The sequence below is a fragment of the Desulfovibrio sp. DV genome (assembly GCF_001936595.1).
Lineage (GTDB): Bacteria > Desulfobacterota > Desulfovibrionia > Desulfovibrionales > Desulfovibrionaceae > Solidesulfovibrio.
Genome location: NZ_MLBG01000091.1, coordinates 1 through 19,639, shown reverse-complemented (window position 1 = coordinate 19,639; position 19,639 = coordinate 1). Strand labels below are relative to the sequence as shown.

17 protein-coding genes and 1 pseudogene are annotated in these 19,639 nt (G+C 64.8%); 10 read left to right on the top strand and 8 right to left on the bottom strand.

Features of this window, described 5'->3' with window-relative positions:
• From DVDV_RS16785 to sat, 3 genes and pseudogenes are all read right to left on the bottom strand, one after another.
• A pseudogene (locus tag DVDV_RS16785) lies at positions 1–510 on the bottom strand (endonuclease Q family protein); the annotation flags it as partial.
• A gap of 57 nt (positions 511–567) precedes the next feature.
• Positions 568–1,044: a hypothetical protein gene (locus tag DVDV_RS16780; RefSeq protein WP_075355776.1), complete on the bottom strand. Its 477-nt coding sequence runs from the start codon at positions 1,042–1,044 to the stop codon at positions 568–570.
• A gap of 340 nt (positions 1,045–1,384) precedes the next feature.
• Positions 1,385–2,677, bottom strand: coding sequence for a sulfate adenylyltransferase (sat, locus tag DVDV_RS16775; protein ID WP_075355775.1), 1,293 nt, complete (start codon positions 2,675–2,677; stop codon positions 1,385–1,387).
• Between the two features lie 287 nt (positions 2,678–2,964).
• Between sat and lepA the strand changes: the two genes are divergently transcribed.
• From lepA to DVDV_RS16760, 3 genes are all read left to right on the top strand, one after another.
• Positions 2,965–4,767, top strand: coding sequence for a translation elongation factor 4 (lepA, locus tag DVDV_RS16770; protein ID WP_075355774.1), 1,803 nt, complete (start codon positions 2,965–2,967; stop codon positions 4,765–4,767).
• A 79-nt stretch (positions 4,768–4,846) separates the two neighbouring features.
• Positions 4,847–5,446: a signal peptidase I gene (gene lepB, locus DVDV_RS16765; RefSeq protein ID WP_075355773.1), complete on the top strand. Its 600-nt coding sequence runs from the start codon at positions 4,847–4,849 to the stop codon at positions 5,444–5,446.
• Positions 5,447–5,883: 437 nt separating this feature from the next.
• Positions 5,884–6,990 carry an AbrB family transcriptional regulator gene (locus DVDV_RS16760; RefSeq protein WP_075355772.1) on the top strand — a complete coding sequence of 369 codons (1,107 nt, stop codon included), beginning with the start codon at positions 5,884–5,886 and terminating at the stop codon, positions 6,988–6,990.
• Positions 6,991–7,112: 122 nt separating this feature from the next.
• Here the strand turns inward: DVDV_RS16760 and DVDV_RS16755 are convergent, their stop codons facing one another.
• Positions 7,113–9,146: a methyl-accepting chemotaxis protein gene (locus DVDV_RS16755; protein WP_083634811.1), complete on the bottom strand. Its 2,034-nt coding sequence runs from the start codon at positions 9,144–9,146 to the stop codon at positions 7,113–7,115.
• Positions 9,147–9,819: 673 nt separating this feature from the next.
• Positions 9,820–10,755 carry a LysR family transcriptional regulator gene (locus DVDV_RS16750; protein ID WP_083634810.1) on the bottom strand — a complete coding sequence of 312 codons (936 nt, stop codon included), beginning with the start codon at positions 10,753–10,755 and terminating at the stop codon, positions 9,820–9,822.
• Between the two features lie 122 nt (positions 10,756–10,877).
• Between DVDV_RS16750 and DVDV_RS16745 the strand changes: the two genes are divergently transcribed.
• From DVDV_RS16745 to DVDV_RS16735, 3 genes are all read left to right on the top strand, one after another.
• Positions 10,878–11,624 (top strand): sulfite exporter TauE/SafE family protein, encoded by a 747-nt coding sequence (locus DVDV_RS16745; RefSeq protein ID WP_075355770.1) that lies wholly within the window; start codon positions 10,878–10,880, stop codon positions 11,622–11,624.
• A gap of 127 nt (positions 11,625–11,751) precedes the next feature.
• Positions 11,752–13,119, top strand: coding sequence for an aldehyde dehydrogenase family protein (locus tag DVDV_RS16740; protein ID WP_075355769.1), 1,368 nt, complete (start codon positions 11,752–11,754; stop codon positions 13,117–13,119).
• On the top strand, positions 13,116–13,361 hold the full coding sequence (locus tag DVDV_RS16735) for a hypothetical protein (RefSeq protein ID WP_075355768.1): 246 nt from the start codon (positions 13,116–13,118) through the stop codon (positions 13,359–13,361). Before DVDV_RS16740 ends, DVDV_RS16735 begins: the two co-directional genes overlap by 4 nt.
• Here DVDV_RS16735 and DVDV_RS16730 read toward each other — a convergent pair.
• From DVDV_RS16730 to DVDV_RS16720, 3 genes are all read right to left on the bottom strand, one after another.
• Positions 13,348–14,004 carry a hypothetical protein gene (locus tag DVDV_RS16730; RefSeq protein ID WP_075355767.1) on the bottom strand — a complete coding sequence of 219 codons (657 nt, stop codon included), beginning with the start codon at positions 14,002–14,004 and terminating at the stop codon, positions 13,348–13,350. The two genes, DVDV_RS16735 and DVDV_RS16730, sit on opposite strands and share 14 nt — an antisense overlap.
• Positions 14,005–14,582: 578 nt before the next feature.
• Positions 14,583–14,891, bottom strand: coding sequence for a hypothetical protein (locus tag DVDV_RS16725; RefSeq protein ID WP_075355766.1), 309 nt, complete (start codon positions 14,889–14,891; stop codon positions 14,583–14,585).
• Between the two features lie 296 nt (positions 14,892–15,187).
• Positions 15,188–16,231, bottom strand: coding sequence for a lipopolysaccharide assembly protein LapB (locus DVDV_RS16720; protein WP_083634809.1), 1,044 nt, complete (start codon positions 16,229–16,231; stop codon positions 15,188–15,190).
• Between the two features lie 172 nt (positions 16,232–16,403).
• Here DVDV_RS16720 and DVDV_RS23945 point away from each other — a divergent pair, with 172 nt between their 5' ends.
• From DVDV_RS23945 to DVDV_RS16700, 4 genes are all read left to right on the top strand, one after another.
• On the top strand, positions 16,404–16,871 hold the full coding sequence (locus DVDV_RS23945; protein WP_075355765.1) for an EF-hand domain-containing protein: 468 nt from the start codon (positions 16,404–16,406) through the stop codon (positions 16,869–16,871).
• 47 nt (positions 16,872–16,918) lie between these two features.
• Positions 16,919–18,121, top strand: a complete 1,203-nt coding sequence (gene argJ, locus DVDV_RS16710) for a bifunctional glutamate N-acetyltransferase/amino-acid acetyltransferase ArgJ (RefSeq protein ID WP_075355764.1) — start codon at positions 16,919–16,921, stop codon at positions 18,119–18,121.
• Positions 18,122–18,410: 289 nt separating this feature from the next.
• The gene (locus DVDV_RS16705) at positions 18,411–19,046 is read left to right on the top strand and encodes an HD domain-containing protein (RefSeq protein WP_075355763.1); all 636 of its coding nucleotides are present in this window, start codon (positions 18,411–18,413) and stop codon (positions 19,044–19,046) included.
• Positions 19,047–19,049: 3 nt separating this feature from the next.
• The gene (locus tag DVDV_RS16700; protein WP_075355762.1) at positions 19,050–19,520 is read left to right on the top strand and encodes a metallophosphoesterase; all 471 of its coding nucleotides are present in this window, start codon (positions 19,050–19,052) and stop codon (positions 19,518–19,520) included.
• The last annotated feature ends 119 nt before the right edge of the window (positions 19,521–19,639 follow it).

Below are 19,639 nucleotides of genomic sequence, written 5' to 3'. Positions count from 1 at the left end.
CGTCCAGATATGGGCCGGCACGAGGAAGCACAGGGGATCGGTCTCAAGGGTCAGTTCCAGGAGATGGCGGCTGTCAAGGCCGAGGATCGGCCGGCCGTCGGCGGTCAGGTTGCCGATCTTGGCCAGCTTGGCGTTTAAGCGTTCGGCCGCCTCGAAGCTCGGGGCGTAGAGCAGGTTGTGGACCTTTCGGACCTTGCCGCCGCGCTTGTAGATGGAGCTTATTTCGGCCGAGAGCATGAACCGCGCCTGCCCGGTCGGCCGGGCCTCGGGCAGCCAGGGGATTTCCGCGCCAAGTCCGGCCGGATCGGCCAGACGCAGCAGGCCCGTGTCGTCCGGGACCAGGGCGTCTTTGAGTTCGGCCATCCAGCCGGGGTGGGTGAAGTCGCCGGTGGCGACGACGGAAATGCCTTTTATTGCAGCCCAGGCCGCCAGATGGCGGGGGGTGAGGCCTTTGCTGGTGGCCCTGGAATGGCGGGAGTGGATGTGCAGGTCGGCGAGGAAGGACTCCATGGCCGCAAGCGTACAGGGATCGGCCGTCTGCGGCAAGGGGCGGGGGCGACGGCGGCGTCAAAATGCGGCGGCGGGGAGGTGTCGGCCCGGGCCTGCCCTGGCCCTGGCAGCCTCGGCGACCGAATGGGGGAAGACGCGGTCCAAGGCTTCCGGGCTTCGCCGGATCGTCTCCTGATCGAAGTAATCCGTGACTGCAAACCGCTCCTGCTTGATTGCCGCCACCCGTACCGCACCTTGTCCGATCCGTTTCCCGTTGCTTACGATTTCGACCCAGACGTAGTATTTGGGGTAGGCAATGCCGCTTTGCGTCGGGCCTTCCCGCAGGAAGGCGTAGTGGACCGCGACCGGCCGGCCCATCCTGCTCTCGCAGTATTCTTTGAGATCGCGTTGCAGATATTCGTCGACCCTTGCGTCGTCAGGCGCATTGTGAGCGAAATGCATGAGCCCAATGGACACCAGGATGAGGATGGGCGCAATGTAGTACAAGCAGGCCGCACCAAGGAGTGCGAGAAGGACAAGACCTATTTTTTTCATGGGCAGCCTTGGGGAAGGTACGCTCCTTGGAGAGCTGTCGTTCGGATCGCCCGGGACGTTCGGTCTGTGGCGGACGCGCCAAGGACTGCACCGTTGGATAGGATGTCTGATCAGAAGAGTCAAATTGAAATCGGAAATCCGATGTTCACGCTGGCGGCCCGGGAGGGCCATTGCCGGAAAAGGGGAGACAGGGCGCGTGCCGGGCTGGGCATTGCCGTGTTCGGCAGCCGGCCGGCCGCAGGGGCGTCAGGCCCTGGCGACGGCCCGGTCCGAGGCACAAAGAAAACGGGGGACGCTTGCGCGTCCCCCGTTTGGCAATCAAAGCGATTGCGCGGACTACTTATTTGGCGGAGTCGCCGGAAGCAGCGCCGTGCATCTTGATCTCGACTTTCTCGGTCAGGCCTTCGTAGTAGGCGCGCAGGATGACCAGGACTTCTTCGCGGCCGAAGTGGTCCGGGATCTCGCCGCCCTCGGACAGCATCTTGCGCAGCTTGGTGCCGGACAGGATGACGCGGTCTTCCTTGGTGTGCGGGCAGGTGCGCAGCGAAGCCATGCCGTCGCACTTGTAGCAGTAGAAGGTCCAGTCGATCTTGAGCGGCTCGCACAGAAGCGCCTGGCCGGCCTTGGGGGCCTTGGTGGTGGCGTAGGGGATGCGATCGAAGATTTCCTGAGCCTCGAACATGCCGTAGAAGTCGCCGACGCCGGCATGGTCACGGCCGATGATCATCTTGTTGACGCCGTAGTTCTGGCGGAAGGTGGCGTGGAGCAGGCCTTCGCGGGGACCGGCGTAACGCATATCCAGGGGGTAGCCGCCCTGAATGACGTTCTTCTCCACGAAGTAGTACTTGCACAGGGTGTCAATGCACTTCACGCGGACTTCGGCCGGGATGTCGCCGGGCTTCAGGTTGCCGATCAGCGAGTGGATGATGACGCCGTCGCACACTTCGATGGCGATCTTGCACAGGTACTCGTGCGAACGGTGCATGGGGTTGCGCAGCTGCAAAGCGGCGACGGTGCCCCAGCCGCGCTCGTCGAACATGGCGCGGGTTTCGGCCGGACGCAGGTAGACGCCCTTGTACTTGGTCGGGTACTCGCCCTCGGACAGGACGTTGACCGGACCGGCCAGGCAGACTTCCTTGCGCTCCATGACCATCTTGACGCCCGGATGGTCGTCAAGAGCGATCTTCCAGAACTTGTCGTCGGCAGAGTCGTCGCCGGCGCCCTTGTAGACCAGCTCGGATTCCCACTTCTTGTCGGCTTCGGTCAGCTCGTACTTCTCGGTGACCTTCATGGTGGCGTAGATTTCGCCGTTGCGCTCGAGGGTGATTTCCTCGCCCTCTTTGATGCCGGCGGCTTCGTCTTTGGTGACCGCCAGGACGACGGGAACCGGCCAGAAGGTGCCGTCGGCCAGCATCATCTTCTCAACGGAGCTCTTCCAGTCGGCCTTGGTCATGAAACCGTCCAGGGGCGAGAAACCGCCGATGCCGATCATGATAAGGTCGCCCTTTTCCTGAGCGGTGATCTGCACTTTCTTAAGGCCGGCGGCCTTCTTCAGCTCGGCTTCCTTGGCAGCGCCTTCGAGCAGACGGATGACCAGGCCTTTGCCTCCATGCGGCGGAACCAATTTAGACATGTAAGCCTCCTACCGGTGATTTTGTTAAAGTTTCCGCGTTTCGTCCGGGGGCCGGGAATTTTCCGGAACCGGTTGTCCCCATGAGTGGGTAATCACATACACCAGGGCTTGGGGAATACCAAGTGAAAAATGTGTCAAAGCCCACAGAAATGTCCCATGGCGATCCGTCGGCGGGCGGATTTTTTGTCCCCGGACACCCCTCGACGCCGCCTGCATTGACCTTGGACACGCCTTCCATTAAGAGGCGTTTCGATCCAACGCGCGCTTCGCCAAAGGCATCCCCACACATGGACACGTCCCGCATCAGAAATTTCAGCATCATTGCCCATATCGACCACGGGAAATCCACCCTGGCCGATCGCATCCTTGAAATCACCGGCCTGATCAATGCCCGGGACATGCGCGAGCAATACCTCGACCGCATGGACCTCGAACGCGAACGCGGCATCACCATCAAGGCCCAGACCGTCCGTATCCCGTACAAGGCGGCCGACGGCAAGGATTACATCTTAAATCTCATCGACACCCCCGGGCACGTCGATTTTTCCTACGAGGTCTCCCGCAGCCTGGCTGCCTGCGAAGGGGCGCTTTTGGTGGTCGACGCCACCCAGGGCGTCGAGGCCCAGACGTTGGCCAACGTCTTTTTGGCCCTGGACAACGACCTGGAAATCATCCCGGTCCTCAATAAGATCGACCTGCCAAGCGCCGATCCCGAAGCCGTCAAAAAGGACATCGAGGAAGCCATCGGGCTGCCCTGCGGCGACGCCGTGTCCGTGTCGGCCAAGACCGGGGTCAATGTCGCGGCCGTGCTTGAGCAGATCATCGCCAAGATTCCGTCCCCGGCCGGCAAGGCCGAAGATCCGCTGCGGATGCTCATCGTCGATTCCTGGTACGACTCCTACCAGGGCGTGGTGGTGCTTTTTCGGGTCATGGACGGCACGATCACCCATGGCCAGCGCATCCGCATGATGTACAACAACGCGGAATTCGAAGTGATCCGCCTGGGCGCATTCTCTCCGGGACCCAAGGATTTCCCCTCCTTCGGGCCGGGCGAGGCCGGATTTTTCTGCGCCAACATCAAGACCCTGACCGAAGCCCGGGTGGGCGATACCGTGACCTCGGTCGACAATCCGGCCACCGAGCCGTTGCCGGGTTTCAAAGAAGTCAAACCCATGGTCTTTTGTGGTCTCTATCCGGTGGACGCCGCCGAATACGAGATCTTAAAGACCGCCCTGGAAAAGCTGCAGTTAAATGATGCGGCCTTCACCTACGAGCCGGAAACCTCGCAAGCACTCGGCTTTGGCTTCCGTTGCGGCTTTCTCGGCCTGCTCCACATGGAGATCATCCAGGAGCGCCTGGAACGCGAGTTCGGGGCCAGCCTCATCGCCACCGCCCCCTCGGTCATTTATAAGGTTGAGACCACGGCCGGGGACGTCATCCCGGTGGACAATCCGAGCAAGCTGCCCAAGACCCAGGAAATCGCCGCCCTGTTCGAGCCGTTCGCCCGGCTGGAGATCCACACCCCCAACGAATACGTGGGCGCAGTGTTTAAGCTGTGCGAGGAAAAACGCGGCATTCAGAAGGACGTGCGCTACCTGACCGCCACCCGGGTGGTCATCACCTACGAACTGCCCTTTGCCGAGATCGTCTACGACTTCTTCGACCGCCTCAAATCCTCAACAAGGGGCTATGCCTCCCTGGATTACGAGGTCATCGACTACCGGGCCTCCGATCTGGTCAAGCTCGACATTCTCATAAACGGCGACCCCGTGGACGCCCTAGCCGTCATCGTCCACCGGGAGAATTCCTACAAGTTCGGCCGCGCCCTGGCGCTCAAACTCAAGCGCGTCATCCCGCGCCAACTCTTTGAGGTCATCATTCAGGCCGCCATCGGCACCAAGGTCATCGCCCGGGAACGCAACTCCCCCATTGGCAAGAACGTCATTGCCAAATGCTACGGCGGCGACATCACCCGCAAGCGCAAACTTCTGGAAAAACAGAAGGAAGGCAAAAAGCGGATGAAGCGCATGGGCAACGTCGAACTGCCCCAGGAAGCCTTTCTGGCCGCGCTCAAGGCCACCGAAGACTAGGCCCGCCCACACCGCCATACGGCACGGCCCCGCCGTGCCCCGGCCGCTTTTTTCCAAACATCAACAAGGAACTGCGACGATGAATCCGAGATGGCAAAAAATGCTCTTGGAATATTTGGAAGCCCTGGCTGTTGCCCTTGTTCTGGCCTTTGTCATCCGCACCTTCGTGGTTCAGGCCTTCAAGATTCCCTCCGGCTCCATGCTGGACACGCTGCTCATTGGCGACCACCTGCTCGTCAATAAATTCCTCTACGGCACGCGCATTCCGTTCACCGACAAGGTCGTGATGCCCATCGAGGACCCCCAGCGCGGCGACGTCATCGTGTTCGAGTTTCCCGAGGACACCACCAAGGACTTCATCAAGCGCATCATCGGCGTGCCCGGCGATGTGGTGGAGATGAAGGACAAGGTGCTCTATCGCAACGGCGAACAACTCGTCGAACCCTACATCAAGCACACCGATCCCGGAATGCAGGCGCGCCGGGACAACTTCGGCCCCATCACCGTGCCGGCCGGCAAGTATTTCGCCATGGGCGACAACCGCGACGAGTCCTACGACTCCCGGTTCTGGGGCTTCGTGGACAAGGAAAAAATCCGCGGCAAGGCCTGGGTCATCTACTGGTCCTGGGACGGCCCGAGCGACATCCGCTTCAGCCGCATCGGCCGCATGGTGCGGTAGGGGGAGAAGGAAGGCGAAGAGGCCTCCGGCGGCCGGGCTGGAGTGAGAAAAGAGAAAGAGTGCCTCCGGCGGCCAAAGGGCAGTGCCCTTTGGAAACCCACCTGGGGTTCGTTTGATTGGACCGGGTGCGTTCCCAAGTCGAGACGCAAAAGTTGCTTTTTGAGCTTGACGGGAACCACCGCCCACTCCGGCGGCCGGGGGGATGATCCCCCAGGACCCCTGCAAGGGGGAACGCTGCGAAGCGGGCGGATGCTGTTTGTTGGCGGCCAAGTAGATGATATTATTTGGAATACAGCCTGGGGACTGCATGCATGAAGGCGGCCGGCGCATGTCGGCAAGACCGTTTGAGGCAGGGCCCCATGTCCGTTGAATTACTCTTGTCTCCTGGGCGGCCCCGAAATCCCCAATGGGTTTCGGGGCCGAGCCTGTAGCGCGCCATGGCTGCCGTTCCTGAGCGGCCGGAGCCGTCTGCCGGCCGCCGGCCGGGCCGCGCCGGCCAGTGGCTTTTGCTGCTGGCCCTGACCCTGGCTGCCACGGCCGGGTTGTCGGCCCTCGAACTGCCGGCGGCCCTGCTCCTTGGCCCCATGCTGGCCGGCATCGCCCTGGCCCTTGGCGGCGGCTCCATCCAACTCGGCCGCACGCCCTACATCCTGGCCCAGGCCGTCATCGGCTGTCTCATCGCCCGGGCCGCCACCCCGGCCGTGCTGCCGACCCTGGCCGCCAGCTGGCATCTCTTTTCCCTGGTCATCCTGGCCGGCATCGCGGCCAGCGCCGCCATAGGCTGGCTGCTCTGCCGACTGGGCGTCATGCCCGGCACCACCGGCATCTGGGGCACCTCACCGGGCGGGGCCGCCGCCATGGTGGTCATGGCCGACGCCTGCGGGGCCGATGCCCGGCTGGTCGCCTTCATGCAATATCTGCGGGTGCTGTGCGTGGCCCTGGCCGCCACCCTCATCGCCCATCTGGCCGTGCCTGCGGGAGCGGTCCCGCCGCTGCACGCCGCCACCGTCTGGTTCGGTCCGCCGGGCATTGGCTGGGCCACGGCTGCCGGCCTGATCCTCCTTGGCGGCGTGGTGGGCCTGGGCACGCGCCTTTCGGCCGGGGCCATGCTCGCCCCCATGCTCGTCGGTGCGGCCCTGCGCCTGTCCGGGTCCGCCGAAATCGAACTGCCGCCCTGGCTGCTGGCCGTTTCCTACGCCGGCATCGGCTGGCGGGTCGGCCTGACCTTCACCCGGCAGGTGGCGGCCTACGCTGCCCGGTCCTTGCCGGCCATCCTGGCCTCCATCCTCGCCCTGATTGCCTTTTGCGGGCTATTGTCCTGGCTGCTGGCCCGGCTGACCGGCATGGACCCGCTGACCGCCTATCTGGCGGCCAGCCCGGGCGGCATGGATTCGGTGGCCGTCATTGCCGCCAGCGCGCCCGGGGTGGATTTCGCCTGTGTGATGACCATGCAGACCATGCGTTTTTTCCTGGTGGTGCTGCTGGCCCCGCTGATGGCCCGCTTCCTGGCCGGCCGGGCGGCCAGGCGCAACCGCGCCGATTAGGACCCGGAGTCAGCCTCACCGGTTTTCACGCCTCCGGCCGCAGGACGCCGCAGGCGCGGCATCCTGCGGCCGGGATTGCAGGGGCAGGGCCGGACCGTGTCTGTGGCCCGCCGCCAGGCTCCTTACAGGAGCGCCCGCGGCCCGCCGCTGTCCTTCATCTGGTCGATCAATCCTTTGAGCACCTGGGCCTGATGGGCCAGTTCTCCCACGGCCAGAGCGGACTGTTGCATGGCGTCGGAGGTCTCGGAGGAAATGCGACTGACGTCTTCAATGCTCCGGTTGATCTCTTCGCTGGCTGACGATTGCTGTTCGGACGCCGTGGCGATGGAGCGGACCTGATCCGTGGTCAAATCGACAAGGGACACGATTTCATTGAGGGCCTCTCCGGATTTTCCGGCCAGACCGGTCGCCGTGTCGATCTTCTGGACGGCGTTTTCGACATTGCTGATGTTTTTGCGTGCGCCCTCCTGAATCCCCCGGATGGCGGCGCCCACTTCCTTGGTGGCGGTCATGGTCTTTTCCGCCAGCTTGCGGACCTCGTCGGCAACCACGGCAAACCCGCGCCCGGCATCGCCGGCCCGGGCCGCTTCGATGGCGGCATTGAGCGCGAGCAGATTCGTCTGGTCGGCAATGTCGGAGATGACGTTTAAGATCTGGCCGATACCTTCGGCTTGTTTGCCAAGCGTCGTCATATCCGTTTTGAGTTCAAGCGCCGTGGTCTGGACTTGGCCAATGCTCACGACCACCTGGGTGACGACCTGGGCGCCTTCTTCCGCTTTGTGTTTGGCGTTGTCGGCAGTTTGAGCCGCTTGCGAGGCGTTCTTGGCAACCTCGAAAACGGTGGCGTTCATCTCTTCCATGGCCGTGGCGGTTTCGCTCACCCGGTTTGACTGCTCCTCAGAGCCGCGGCTGGACTGCTCGATCTGGGCGGAGAGTTCTTCCGAAGCGGTTGTGACCACCCCGACCACGCTTTCAAGCTGGACGGCGGCCTGAAGCATGCCCTCGGTCCGGGCCCTTTCGGCTTCCTTGCGGGCCCTTTCGGCTTCCTGGACGGCGAGGGCCGCCCGGGTCGAGGCCTCTTCGGCCAACCGGGTCTTGGCATCCGCCTCGGCAATCTTGCCCTTGAGGCTCGCGACCATGCTGCGCAGGCTGTCGGCCAGCTTCCCGATCTCGTTGCTCAGGCGAAGATCCAGGGATTTGTCCAGATCGCCGCCCGCCACGCCCGAAGCGAACTCCTCAAGCCGTTTGAGGGGAGTGACCACAATCTTTTCCTGGGCCGCCAGACAGGCGCCGATCAAGGCCAGGACGGCGAAGGAGCCAAGCAGGGTCATGAAATTGCGTTCCTGTTTTGCCTGGGACTCGATCTCGCTCGTGTCCATGGCAAAAGCCAGGATCCAGTCCCAGCCGGGAACTCGGGTCCAGGTGATCGTCTCTTCCTGGCCGCCGCGCGTCAGGACGCCTTCCCCTTTTGGCGTTTTGAGCATGGCCCCGACGCCCGGATCTCCGGAGATGTCCTTGAGCAGCAGGTCCCGGTCGGGGTGTCCGACCACGACGCCTTTGGGCGAAAGGATGAAGGGGTGTCCCGACTTGCCCAGATGGATCGCCTCAATGTAATCGGCCAGCAGTCGATCCAGCGCGTAGGACATGCCAACGCCGCCCAACACTTTGCCGGAGGCATCGAAGATCGGGGCAGTGACGCTGACGATCAACTTCCCTGTGGCGATGCTTTTCGTGGGAGCGGTACTGTAGCCTTCTTTCCCGGCCAGGGAGTCCTTTATGTAATCACGGTTGGCAATGTCATTGGGTTTTGACGGTTTGCCCTGGACCATCAGAAGGACTTGCTTACCCTGCGCGTCGAACAGATAAAACGAGTTTACATCGGCTGAAGCCAGCGACATTGCCTGGAGAATGTCGTTGGCCGCGGCTTCTTTTTCCCCGGAGAGCAGATACTCGCGCAGAAGGGGAAGTTTTGAAATGCCGCGCATCCGTTCCATCTGCTGCACCCCGAAATCAGCCGTCGTCTTGGAAAGGGTGCCGGCCATCAACTCCATGTCATGTTTTGTGGTGTCGATGCTCGAACTGTATATTGATGCGGCTACGAAATATATCAATATTGACAGAACCAACAAGACAACAATGCCGATTATGCTCGCCATTGCGAGTCGTATGCTTTTCATTACAGGCTCCTCACGCGTTTCTTGTTTCTTCGTCTTCCCGGAAAAGACGAGAGTGGAACAGACGTGTTGCGGTTAAAAAATATTCACTTCGAAATTACCTTGAAATACGCAGGCCCGTGGCGGGTTATCCCTGGCAGCCCCTCGGTTTTTTGGCCGCAGGCCGCATCCTGCCGACGCATTTTCCCGTCGCCGGAACAGGGGGCGTTTTTGAAACCCGCCAGTCGAAGCCATACTCCCGGAAGGGCATGCCCTTGGGAATTGCATCAAGCCCGTGTGATCGGTTCCCTGATACACCAGCCCCTCAAATAGATCAAAATGATTTGATGCAGCGGATAAGATTCAGTAGTCTATTTTGTTTGAAAAAGCGATATGCTGCAAATAGGTCTACGTATCCGCGCACCTGTGGGAAATTTGTTTTAGAGCGACGACATGGAATGCCGCTGCAAAGCGTAACAGTTGTTGTAGTTCATGTCAGGGGCGGCCGATGAAACGATCAGTACTGGTTTCTTTCGGCAATTTGTGCTTTGGTAAATTATCCAATAAATAAGTTATATTGAAAACGTAAAGAATAAAAAGCGCGTTATAAATGCCAGCTCCATACCATGCCACGACGATGGAGGGCGGGGCACGTGTTCCGGCTCGTGGCCCCGGGTCAGGGCCGCAATGCCTCGGTCTGTTCCTGGCCGTGCCCGCCGTCCTCAAGGGCCTGCCGGATCAGGCCGAGAAAATACGCCTCGGCCGCGCCTGGCCGCCGGCCGGCCAGGGCCATGACCGTCACGGCCGCATCAAGGCTGCCGTCGTCCCAGACGAGCCTGACGAGTTGTCCGGCCCGGACCCGGTCGGCCACGGCCAGGGCCGGGGCCAGGGCCAGGCCGTGGCCGGCGGCCACGCAGCGCAGGAGCAGCTCCAGGCTGGTGCACGAGGTCATGGCCGTCGGGGTCGAGCCGGCCCGGACCAGGGTCTGCTCGATGCGTTCCCGGGCGCTCCAGAGGTGGCGGGTGAAAAGCAGTTCCCGGCCGTGCAGATCGGCCGGGGAGACGCGGCCGCGCCCGGCCAGGGGGTCGCCCGGGGCCACCACGGCCACCAGGGGCTCGCGGTGGATCACCGTGGCGGCCACGCCTTCGGCCACATAGGGCTGGCCAAGGACGATGCCGCAGTCCACCGTGCCCTGGCGCAGGTCGCGGACAAGCCCCTGGTCCGAGCGCGTGGCCAGGGTCAGGCGCAGTAGGGGAAAGCGGCGGCGGAAAATGGGCAGCACCACCGGGAGCAGGGCCAGCCCCAGGCTTTCGGACAGACGCACGGTCAAAAGCAGGCTGTCGTCGTCGCCGTCGGCCAGTTTTTGCCGGGCCTCGGCCTCAAGGTCGAGCAGCCGCCGGGCGTAGCCGGCCAGCCGGCGGCCGTGTTCGGTGACCGTCACCCGGTTGCCGGTGCGGTGGAAAAGAGGCACACCGACGGTCTGTTCCAGGGCCTTGATGCGGGCGGTCACGGCCGAGGGCGACAGGGACAACTCCCGGGCGGCCTGGCGCAGGGACCCGGTTGCGGCGGCGGCCAGGAAGGTGTGGAGCTGCCAGGGGTCGAGCAGGTGCATAATTTTCGAACCTCAGGTGCCAAGCATTGTATTTGCTTCGCAGCTTAGCCCGGATTAGGCTTGGAAACAATGTTCGTGCAATCAAAACCTGGAGCTGGCGTGGGGCGGCGTTGGGAGTACCCATGGACCTTTTGACCATCGGCGTCCTGTGTCTGGGGGCGTTTTGCGCAGGCTTCACCCAGGGGTTGGCCGGTTTCGGTTCGACCCTGGTGGCCCTGCCCATTTTGGCCCTGGTGTTTGATCTGAAACTGGCCGTGCCGGTGTGCATTTTTCTGTCCCTGTCGGTGAACAGCGTCATGGTGACGCGTCTTCGCGGCCATATTCAGTTCGGGCCGCTGGCCCTGCTCCTTGTTTCCTCGCTGCCGGGAATGCCGCTTGGCGCCTATGCCCTGCGGGTGGTGTCCGGCGATTGGCTCAAGACCGTGCTGGCTGTGGCCATTTTCGCCTTTGTGGCCAACGAATGCCGGGGCGTGCGCTGCGCTGCGCCGGTCGGGCGCGGCTTTGGCGTGTTGGCCGGGTTTGTGGCCGGGGTCACCGGCGGGGCCATCGGCATCAACGGCCCGCCTGTGGTGGCCTGGATGTGCCGGCTGGGTCTGGACCGAAACGCCCTGCGGGCCACGCTGGTCTCCTATTTTCTGCTGGCCGGCCTGGGCGTGGTCGCTTCCCAGTTCCTGGCCGGACTGGTGACCGGGCCGGTGCTCCTTCGGGCGGCGGTGGCCCTGCCGGCCCTGGGCCTTGGCATCGCCGTCGGGTTGGGGCTTTGCGGGCGCATCAGCGAGGCAGCCTTTCGCCGGGTGGTGCTTTTTGTCCTTGGAGGTACGGCTGCGAGCCTGCTTTTTCAGGGAGTGCGCGGCATCACTGCCGGCTAGGGCGTACGCGCGGTCTTGGCTTGGCCCGGTAAAACGGCTATAGACCCGCTCTGGCATCCGCCCACGGCCGCCAGCCCGGAGAACCTCCGTCCCGCGCCGCGACCGGCCGCCCCCCCAAAAAATACCCATGTTCGTCAGCACCAATCCGGCCACCGGCCAGCCCATCGCCACCCACGCCGCCCATGACGCTGCTGCGCTGGCGCGCATTCTCGACGCCGGCCTCGCCGCCAAGGCCGACTGGTGGTTACGGCCGATGGAGGCGCGCTGCCAGGCCCTGTTGCGGCTGGCCGATCTGTTCGAAGCCCGGGTTGACCCCCTGGCCCGGCTGGCTGCCCTGGAAATGGGCAAGCTTTTGCCCGAGGCCGAGGCCGAGGTGCGGCGCTGCGCCCGGGCCTGCCGCTTCTACGCCCGGATGGCCCCGCGCTGGCTGGCCGATGAACCCTGTCCGAGCGAAACCGGCCGGCGCATGGTGGTCTACGAACCCCTTGGCGTCATCCTGGCCGTCATGCCCTGGAATTTTCCCTACTGGCAGGTGATGCGGGCGGCCGTGCCGCTGGTGGCCGTGGGCAATGCCGTGGCCGTCAAGCCCGCTCCCAATGTCATGGGCGCGGCCATGGCCCTGGAAGGGCTTTTTGCCGAGGCCGGGTTCCCGGCCGATCTGGTCCGGGTGGTGCGTGTGCCGGAAGCGCTGGTGCCGGCGGCCGTGGCCCACACGGCCGTGGCCGGCGTGACGTTGACCGGCTCGGTGCGGGCCGGGGCGGCCATTGGCGCGCTGGCCGGAGCCAACATCAAAAAGGCGGTCATGGAGCTTGGCGGGTCCGACGCCTTTATCGTTCTGGCCGATGCGGTCCTTGACGACTGCTGCGTGGCGGCCGAGACCGCCCGGATGCGGGTGTGCGGCCAGGCCTGCATCGCGGCCAAGCGGTTTATCGTCGAGCGCCCGCTCTATGACGCCTTTGGCCGGCGGCTGGCCGACATGCTCGCCGCCCACAGGCCGGGCGACCCGTTTGATCCGGCCGCCACCCTCGGCCCCCTGGCCCGGCTCGATCTGCTGGAGAATCTCGACCGGCAGGTGCGCCAGTCCGTGGCAGCCGGGGCGCGGCTCGTGGCCGGCGGCCATCGCCTGGACCGGCCGGGCTTTTTCTATGCGCCGACCTTGCTGGCCGATGTGCGGCCCGGAATGCCGGCCTTTGACGAAGAGCTTTTCGGGCCGGTTGCGGCCCTGGTTGCGGCCGAGGATGCCGAAGCCGCCCTGGCCCTGGCCAATGCCTCGCCCTACGGGCTTGGCGGCAGCGTCTGGACCGCCGATACCGCCCGGGGCCTGGCCCTGGCCCGGCGGCTCGAAGTCGGCATGGCCACGGTCAATGCCGTGCCCCGGTCCGATTTCCGGCTGCCCTTTGGCGGGGTCAAGCGTTCGGGCTACGGCCGGGAACTGGCCCGCCACGGATTGCTGGAATTTGCCAATATCAAGACCCTTGTGGTGGAGGAACCATGACCGAACAGGATGATCTCGATATCGAGCGGCAGGCGGCCGAACTTGCCGCCGAGTTGGTGGTGCTGACCGAGCGGCGGGACGCCGTCGAGGCCAAGGCCCGGGAACTGCTCGCCGCCGAGGACCACACGGCCGGGGTGACCTATGCCCAGGAGATTTTTGCGGCCAAGCAGCAAAAGCTCATGCTCGAAACCGAAATGGAAATCACCCGCCGCCGCCGCAACCGGCTGCTCATGCCGCAGTAGGCTGCGGCCTTTGTGCCTCGCCGCCGTCTTCCACGGCCAGCCGGGTGCAGTTGTACATGAGGATGACGGCGTTTACGGCCGCATCCTGCCGGCAGTGCCGCCGGGCTTCGCCCAGGACCGCGTGCAGGTGGGATTCGATCTCCCGGCCGCATCGGGCCAGGCTCAGTGCCGTCAGTCCTCCCGCCGCTTCGGGCCAGGGAAAGGTCAGCGCCCGCACCATGCGTCGAAAGGTTTTGGATCCATCGCCCTGGGGCACAAGCCTGGTCCCGGCCGGCAGGATGGGTCCGAAAAACGGACAGCCCGAGTCGCGCATGGCCGCGATGAGCAGCCGAAACGCCGCCCATTGGCCGGTTTCCTCCACTTCCGCCAGTTCGCCGCCCCGGCGCAGGGTCAGGCGCACCCGCGCATGGGAGAGGACCGGGGAAAAGGCTTGCAGCACGGGTTTGATGGCCGCCGGCAGCAGACAGCCGCCTGCCCTCCGGGCCGTCGGGCAGGGTTGGCCCCGCCGGCAGGGGACGGCCGAGCCTGACCCGGCCGGCGAAGCGGTGTGGGGCAGGAAGAATCGGGCCGGGGGCAGGCCCTCGACGGTCAGGCTGCATTCCATGGCATCCTCGTTTGGTTCCCGCGCAGCGGTCGCGTCCATGCTCCCTTGTCGTCCGGCCCTGGTGGTCGGTTTCAGTGCAAGGGGTTTTTCTTTCTTGTGTTTTTGAGCGCGGCCTCACGCCCGGGCGGGCGGGGACAAGGATTTGTACCGCCTTTGTCCGTGAACGGCTCGCCCTGGTCGATGCAGCCATCCCATCCGGCGGCGTCATTTTTGCGCCAGCTCCGCAACATGTTGGAATCATGTTGTATTATCAAACAATTCCAGGATGGTACAAAAAACTGCCCCTGGCGTCCGGATTGGCCGGGCCGAGTAAAGGCTTTTGTACTGTTTCGGGGGTGAAAATCCGGGATTGGACCGGACCAAGGGCCAATCGTATTTTTCAATAGGCTGGAATAATAAGATAAAAATATTATTTCGAGAAATTGGCACGGCCATTGCTCTATGGAAAATATCCTTCCTCCGAAAAGGACATTTCGGAAAGCGGCTTGGGGTTGGCGACCTGAAGCCGCTTTCTTTTTGCGATGCCGCGCTTTTAGTGCAGCGGCACAAAACAAAAACGCCGTCCCGGTTCGGGGCGGCGTTTTTTGATACCCTTTCGGGAGTGCCGGCCTTTCGGCTTATTGGACCGGATGCTTGGTGCGGCAGGCGCGTTCCACGCCCCAGACTTCCTCGTCGTGCTCCACCGGCAGGACGTTGGTGATGATGCAGTCCAGGGCCTTTTGTGAATAGCCTTTGCATTCCGGATCATTCTGGTCCTGGAAGCGGCATTTGCAGGCCCGGCGCACGAGCATCTTGCCGTCCCGCGAAGCAGCCCTCTTGACGTAGAGCATGGTGCAGTCGGGGTAGGTTTTCGGGCCAAAGGACTGGGCCGAGGCCGAGGAGGCCAGCAGCAGGACGAAAACCAGGGCCGTAAACAGTCGGATCATGCGAAATCTCCTTCAAAAGCATCCTGGCAAGAGATCAACAGCTTGTCGCAATCAGGCACACCCGTCAACACGCCGACCTCCTTTCCCCGACGGGGCCGCAGGCCCACAGCCGCCGGAGCAATGGCGGTTTCCGCCACGCGCAACCACCAACGGCCACTGTCCCTCTCGCCTTTTTTGCGCAACTTCCGCTCGTCGACTTGACGGCGCACCTCGTCAGGACACATGCACCTCAGGTGGGATTCCAAAGGGCACTGCCCTTTGGCCGCCGGAGGCTCTCTTCCCTCTTCCCTCTTCCCTCACTCTCCCGGCGTCGGCACTTCGGCCGGCGCGGCCGGGGCTTTGGCGTTCTTTTTTTTCGGCCGCTCCCCGGCCTCGCGCGGCATCCCCGGCTCCCCCTTGTCCCTGGCCACGGCGGACCGGGCGGGATGGTTGTCGTCGGTCGGGGAATCCGGGCGGTTGGATGGGCTTCGGGCTGCCGCGGGCGGGGCCGTCGGCTGGGGAACGCCCAGGCCCAGGGCCTTGGCCGCCGCCGCATTGCCCGGATCAGCCGCCAGGGCGCGCTCATAGGCCCGTCTGGCCTCGGCCGGCCGGTCGGCCAGGGTGGCGGCCAGCCCCTCGTCTTCGGCCAGACGCGACAGGAAAAAGCGCGCTCCGGGCGATTTGGGGTCGATGGCCAGGGCCTGGCCCCAGGCGCTGGCCGCCAGATCGGCCTTGCCCTGGCGGCGGTAGACCAGCCCCAGCAGCTCCAGGGCGGCGGTATTTCGCGGTTCAAGCTCAAGCGTGGCCTCAAGCTCCAGTCGGGCATTGGCCGGGGCGTCCAGGGACCAGTAGGCATAGCCGGTGAGCAGGCGGATGAGCGCGTCGCCGGCTTCGGCCTGCTGCACCTTGGCCAGGAGTTTGATGCCCTCGGCGGTGCGCCCGTCCTGCAAGGCGGCCAGCGCCAGGCCAAGGACGCTTCGCAGATTGCCGGGATCGGCCTTGTCCATGGCCGCAAACCGGCCGGCCGCTGCCGTTGGCCGGCCGGCCAGCAGGTCCAGGCAGCCAAGGCTCCACAAGGCGAAAAGATCGTCGGACCGGGCGGCCAGCGACTTTTCCAGCTCCGCCCTGGCCCGGTCGGCCTGCCCGGAACCGGCCAGGGCCAGGGCCAGACGGGTTCTGGCGTAAGGGTTTTCCGGATCGGCGGCCAGGGCCTCGGCAAAGGTCTGGCTCGCCAGTTCGTAGCGGCCGCGAAGCAGGGCCTCGGTGCCGACAAAGAGCCGGTCCTGGACGGATGCCGCCTTAAGCGGGACCGGGAGGGCGGCCAGAACCAGACAGAAGAGCAGGGCACGGGGAAGATGCATGTCCGGGGCTTGGCAAAGGGGCGGGGGCCTGTCAAGACCGGGTATGGCCGGGCGCGTGCGTTTGGTGTAAAGAAAGCAACCGCGTTTTCCCGTAAAAGCACCGGGGATACGCCGGCCGGTGCGACCGGCCAAGGAGTGAGGCCCATGCGGCGAGCCATGAAAAAAAGGAGCCATCCTGGCGCTCGTTGCCGCCCTTCTCGGCCCGGCCTGCACCACCACCGGCCCGACCGGCCCGCCCCGGTCGCTTGAGACGTCGTATCCGTCGCCGGATTATCCGGCCGAGGCCGCACCATCGTCTGCTCCCCGGACGGCCGGGCCGGCCCCGGCCCTGGCTGAACGGCCGCTGGCTGCCCCGGCCCGGCCCGCGGTCCCGACACCGGCCCCGACGCCGGCTGCGACACCGGCTCCGGCTGCGGCCTCGCCCGCGGCCCCGCCCGCCGCGCCAAGGCCCGCACCGGCCCTCGATTTTCAGGCCATGGACGCCGACCACAACGGCCGCGTCACCCTGGAGGAATGGCGAAACTTCCAGGAGCGGGAATTTCGCCGGCATGACGCCAACAACGACGGCGTGCTGACCCAGGACGAACTGGGTGTGCCGTCTCGCAAACCAACCGGACCTGCGGCCCGGGCCATGCCGTAACGGCAGCCGGCCCGTCCCCGATGCTATGACTCAGACAAGGAGCTGCCATGCAATCCCCCGTCATCCCCGTGCCCAAGGGCTTTTCCTTTGCCACCGCCGCCGCCGGGTTCAAATACACCACCGGCCGCGATGACCTGACCCTGATCGTCAGCGACGGCCCGGCCGCTGCTGCCGGCGTTTTTACCCAAAATCTGTTCCAGGCCGCTCCGGTCACCGTGGCCAAGGGGCAAATCGCCGCCACCGGCGGCCATGCCCGGGCCATCCTCATCAACGCCGGACAGGCCAACGCCTGCACCGGCGCGGCCGGCATCGTCGACTGCCGCGAGACCCTGTCCCTGGTGGCCAAGGCCACCGACCTTTCGCCAAACGAAATCCTGCCGGCCTCCACCGGCGTCATCGGGGCGCGGCTTAAAATGGACAAGTGGAAGGCCGCCGTGCCGACCCTGGCCGCCAACCTTGGCGAGACGCCGCCCATTGCCGCCGCCAAGGCCATCATGACCACCGACGGCTTCCCCAAGATAGCCTGGGGCACGCTCACCACCGAGTCCGGCGAGGTGCGCGTCCTTGGCATGGCCAAGGGCGCCGGCATGATCGCCCCCAATATGGCCACCATGATCGGGGTGCTGCTCTGTGACGCCAAGGTCGGGTCGCTGTGGTGGCAGGAGGCCGTGGCCGCCGCCGCCGACCGCAGCTTCAACAGCATCACCGTGGACGGCGACACCTCCACCAACGACTGCGTCCTGGCCCTGGCCAACGGCGCCTCCGAAGTGGTCATCGACTCGGCCGAGGGCAGGCAGGCCCTGCTCGCCGTCATGGCCGACGTCTGCCAGACGTTGGCGGCCATGCTGGTCCAGGACGCCGAAGGCGGCACCAAGGTGCTGCGCATCAAGGTCCAGGGCGCAGCCTCCCACGCCGATGCCGAACTGGCCGCCCGGGCGGTGGGCAATTCACCGCTGGTCAAGACGGCCTTTTTCGGACGCGACGCCAACTGGGGCCGCATCGTGGCCGCCCTGGGCCGGTCCGGAGCGGTGTTTGATCCCGACGAGGTGTCCGTCACCATCGGCGGCGTGCCGGTCTTTGAAAACGGCATGCCGGTGGCCGACGACCTCGACGCACTGTTGGCCCCCCACATGCGCCGGGGCGAGATCCCCATCGACGTGGAACTGGGCGGAGGACCGGGCCGCTACCTGCTCCTGGCCTCGGACCTGACCTACGACTATATCAAGATCAACGCCGATTACCGGACGTAGGGGAGGAGACATAAGAGGCCTCCGGCGGCCAAAGGGCAGTGCCCTTTGGAAACCCACCTGGAAGGCAAGGGGGGGCAGGGGGAGTGGCCGTACTCGCCAAGTTGTGCCGTTGGGAGGCAGCTTGCAGGGGGGCCGGGGGGATGATCCCCCGGACCCCTGCAAAGGGAAAAGTTTTTCAAGGGGTTTTGGGCGCTGGCTGGCAATCCGGTCGGCTACGGACCGGGAACGGCCGGGACGCGCAGGATGGAACCGGCACTGCCGGCTGGCAAGGCCGCAAAGCGATGGACGTATGACGACTGACGATTTGGGCAAGGTGGACATGAGCGACCGGGACCGGCTGACCCGGTTGGCCGATCTGGTTTTCGAGGCCGGAATGCTGCGCAAGACCCCGCGCACCGGCTACCAGTTTCTCGGCTCCGGGTCGGAAAACGTGGCCGAGCACAGCTTTCGTACGGCGCTCATTGGCTTCACCCTGGCCATGCAGGCCGGGGCCGATCCCTACCGCACCATGGCCATGTGCCTGTTCCACGACCTGCACGAGGCCCGCACCGGCGATTTCAACTACGTCAACAAGCTCTACAACACCGCCGACTCCAGGCGGGCCCTGGCCGACGCCGTGGCCGGCACCGGGCTTTCCGCCGTTGTTTTGCCGCTGCATGACGAGCTGGAGGACGCCGCCAGTCTGGAAGCCAGGCTGGCCCAGGACGCCGACCAGATTGATCTGATCGCCAACCTGAAAGAAGAACTGGACCTGGGCAACCGCTACGCCAGTGCCTGGATCGACGCGGCCATGGCCCGGCTTCGCACCGATGCCGGGCGGGAACTGGCCCGGACCCTGGCCGAGACCGACCACGCCGAGTGGTGGTTCAACGGCCCGGACCGGCAGTGGTGGAACCGCAAAAACGGCACCGCCCCCAAGGACTGAGCCATGCGCGCGGCTGTTATCTCCGACACCCACCTGCGCGCCCCGAACGCCTTTTTCACGGCCGTTTACGACCGCTATCTGGCCCCGGCCGACTTCATTTTCCACTGCGGCGACCACACCGGCTTTGCCGTGTGGAGCCAGCTCATCCAGCATCCCGGCCATGTGTCGGTTGCCGGCAACTGCGACGGCTATGACCTGGGAGCGGAGCTGGAACCGCTGGCCGAGCGGACCATCGCCGGCTACCGCGTGGCCGCGCTTCATGGCTGGGGGCCGCGTCCGGGCCTGTCGGCCCGGCTGGCCGAGGCCCTGGCCGGGCGCTTTGACGTGATCTTTTTCGGCCATTCCCACACGGTCGAGAACAGCCTCTACGGCGCCACGCGGCTGATCAACCCCGGCGCACTCCAGCCCGGCGGCAGCCTGGCCCTCGTGGATTTCACCGAAGCCGGCGTCCGGGTGGAGTTCGTTTCGGTCTGATCTGTCAGGCCAACCGGATTGCCCGCGAGAGCCCGTCCCCCATTCCAACTTTTCCCTTTGCAGGGGTCCGGGGGGATCATCCCCCGGCCGCCGGAGGCATCTTTTCTCTTTCTTCGCCG

Coding starts and splice junctions, on each gene's coding strand:
- DVDV_RS16780 (WP_075355776.1), bottom strand. CDS start 1,044: ATGAAAAAAATAGGTCTTGTCCTTCTCGCACTCCTTGGTGCGGCCTGC.
- sat (WP_075355775.1), bottom strand. CDS start 2,677: ATGTCTAAATTGGTTCCGCCGCATGGAGGCAAAGGCCTGGTCATCCGT.
- lepA (WP_075355774.1), top strand. CDS start 2,965: ATGGACACGTCCCGCATCAGAAATTTCAGCATCATTGCCCATATCGAC.
- lepB (WP_075355773.1), top strand. CDS start 4,847: ATGAATCCGAGATGGCAAAAAATGCTCTTGGAATATTTGGAAGCCCTG.
- DVDV_RS16760 (WP_075355772.1), top strand. CDS start 5,884: ATGGCTGCCGTTCCTGAGCGGCCGGAGCCGTCTGCCGGCCGCCGGCCG.
- DVDV_RS16755 (WP_083634811.1), bottom strand. CDS start 9,146: ATGGCGAGCATAATCGGCATTGTTGTCTTGTTGGTTCTGTCAATATTG.
- DVDV_RS16750 (WP_083634810.1), bottom strand. CDS start 10,755: ATGCACCTGCTCGACCCCTGGCAGCTCCACACCTTCCTGGCCGCCGCC.
- DVDV_RS16745 (WP_075355770.1), top strand. CDS start 10,878: ATGGACCTTTTGACCATCGGCGTCCTGTGTCTGGGGGCGTTTTGCGCA.
- DVDV_RS16740 (WP_075355769.1), top strand. CDS start 11,752: ATGTTCGTCAGCACCAATCCGGCCACCGGCCAGCCCATCGCCACCCAC.
- DVDV_RS16735 (WP_075355768.1), top strand. CDS start 13,116: ATGACCGAACAGGATGATCTCGATATCGAGCGGCAGGCGGCCGAACTT.
- DVDV_RS16730 (WP_075355767.1), bottom strand. CDS start 14,004: ATGGACGCGACCGCTGCGCGGGAACCAAACGAGGATGCCATGGAATGC.
- DVDV_RS16725 (WP_075355766.1), bottom strand. CDS start 14,891: ATGATCCGACTGTTTACGGCCCTGGTTTTCGTCCTGCTGCTGGCCTCC.
- DVDV_RS16720 (WP_083634809.1), bottom strand. CDS start 16,231: ATGCATCTTCCCCGTGCCCTGCTCTTCTGTCTGGTTCTGGCCGCCCTC.
- argJ (WP_075355764.1), top strand. CDS start 16,919: ATGCAATCCCCCGTCATCCCCGTGCCCAAGGGCTTTTCCTTTGCCACC.
- DVDV_RS16705 (WP_075355763.1), top strand. CDS start 18,411: ATGACGACTGACGATTTGGGCAAGGTGGACATGAGCGACCGGGACCGG.
- DVDV_RS16700 (WP_075355762.1), top strand. CDS start 19,050: ATGCGCGCGGCTGTTATCTCCGACACCCACCTGCGCGCCCCGAACGCC.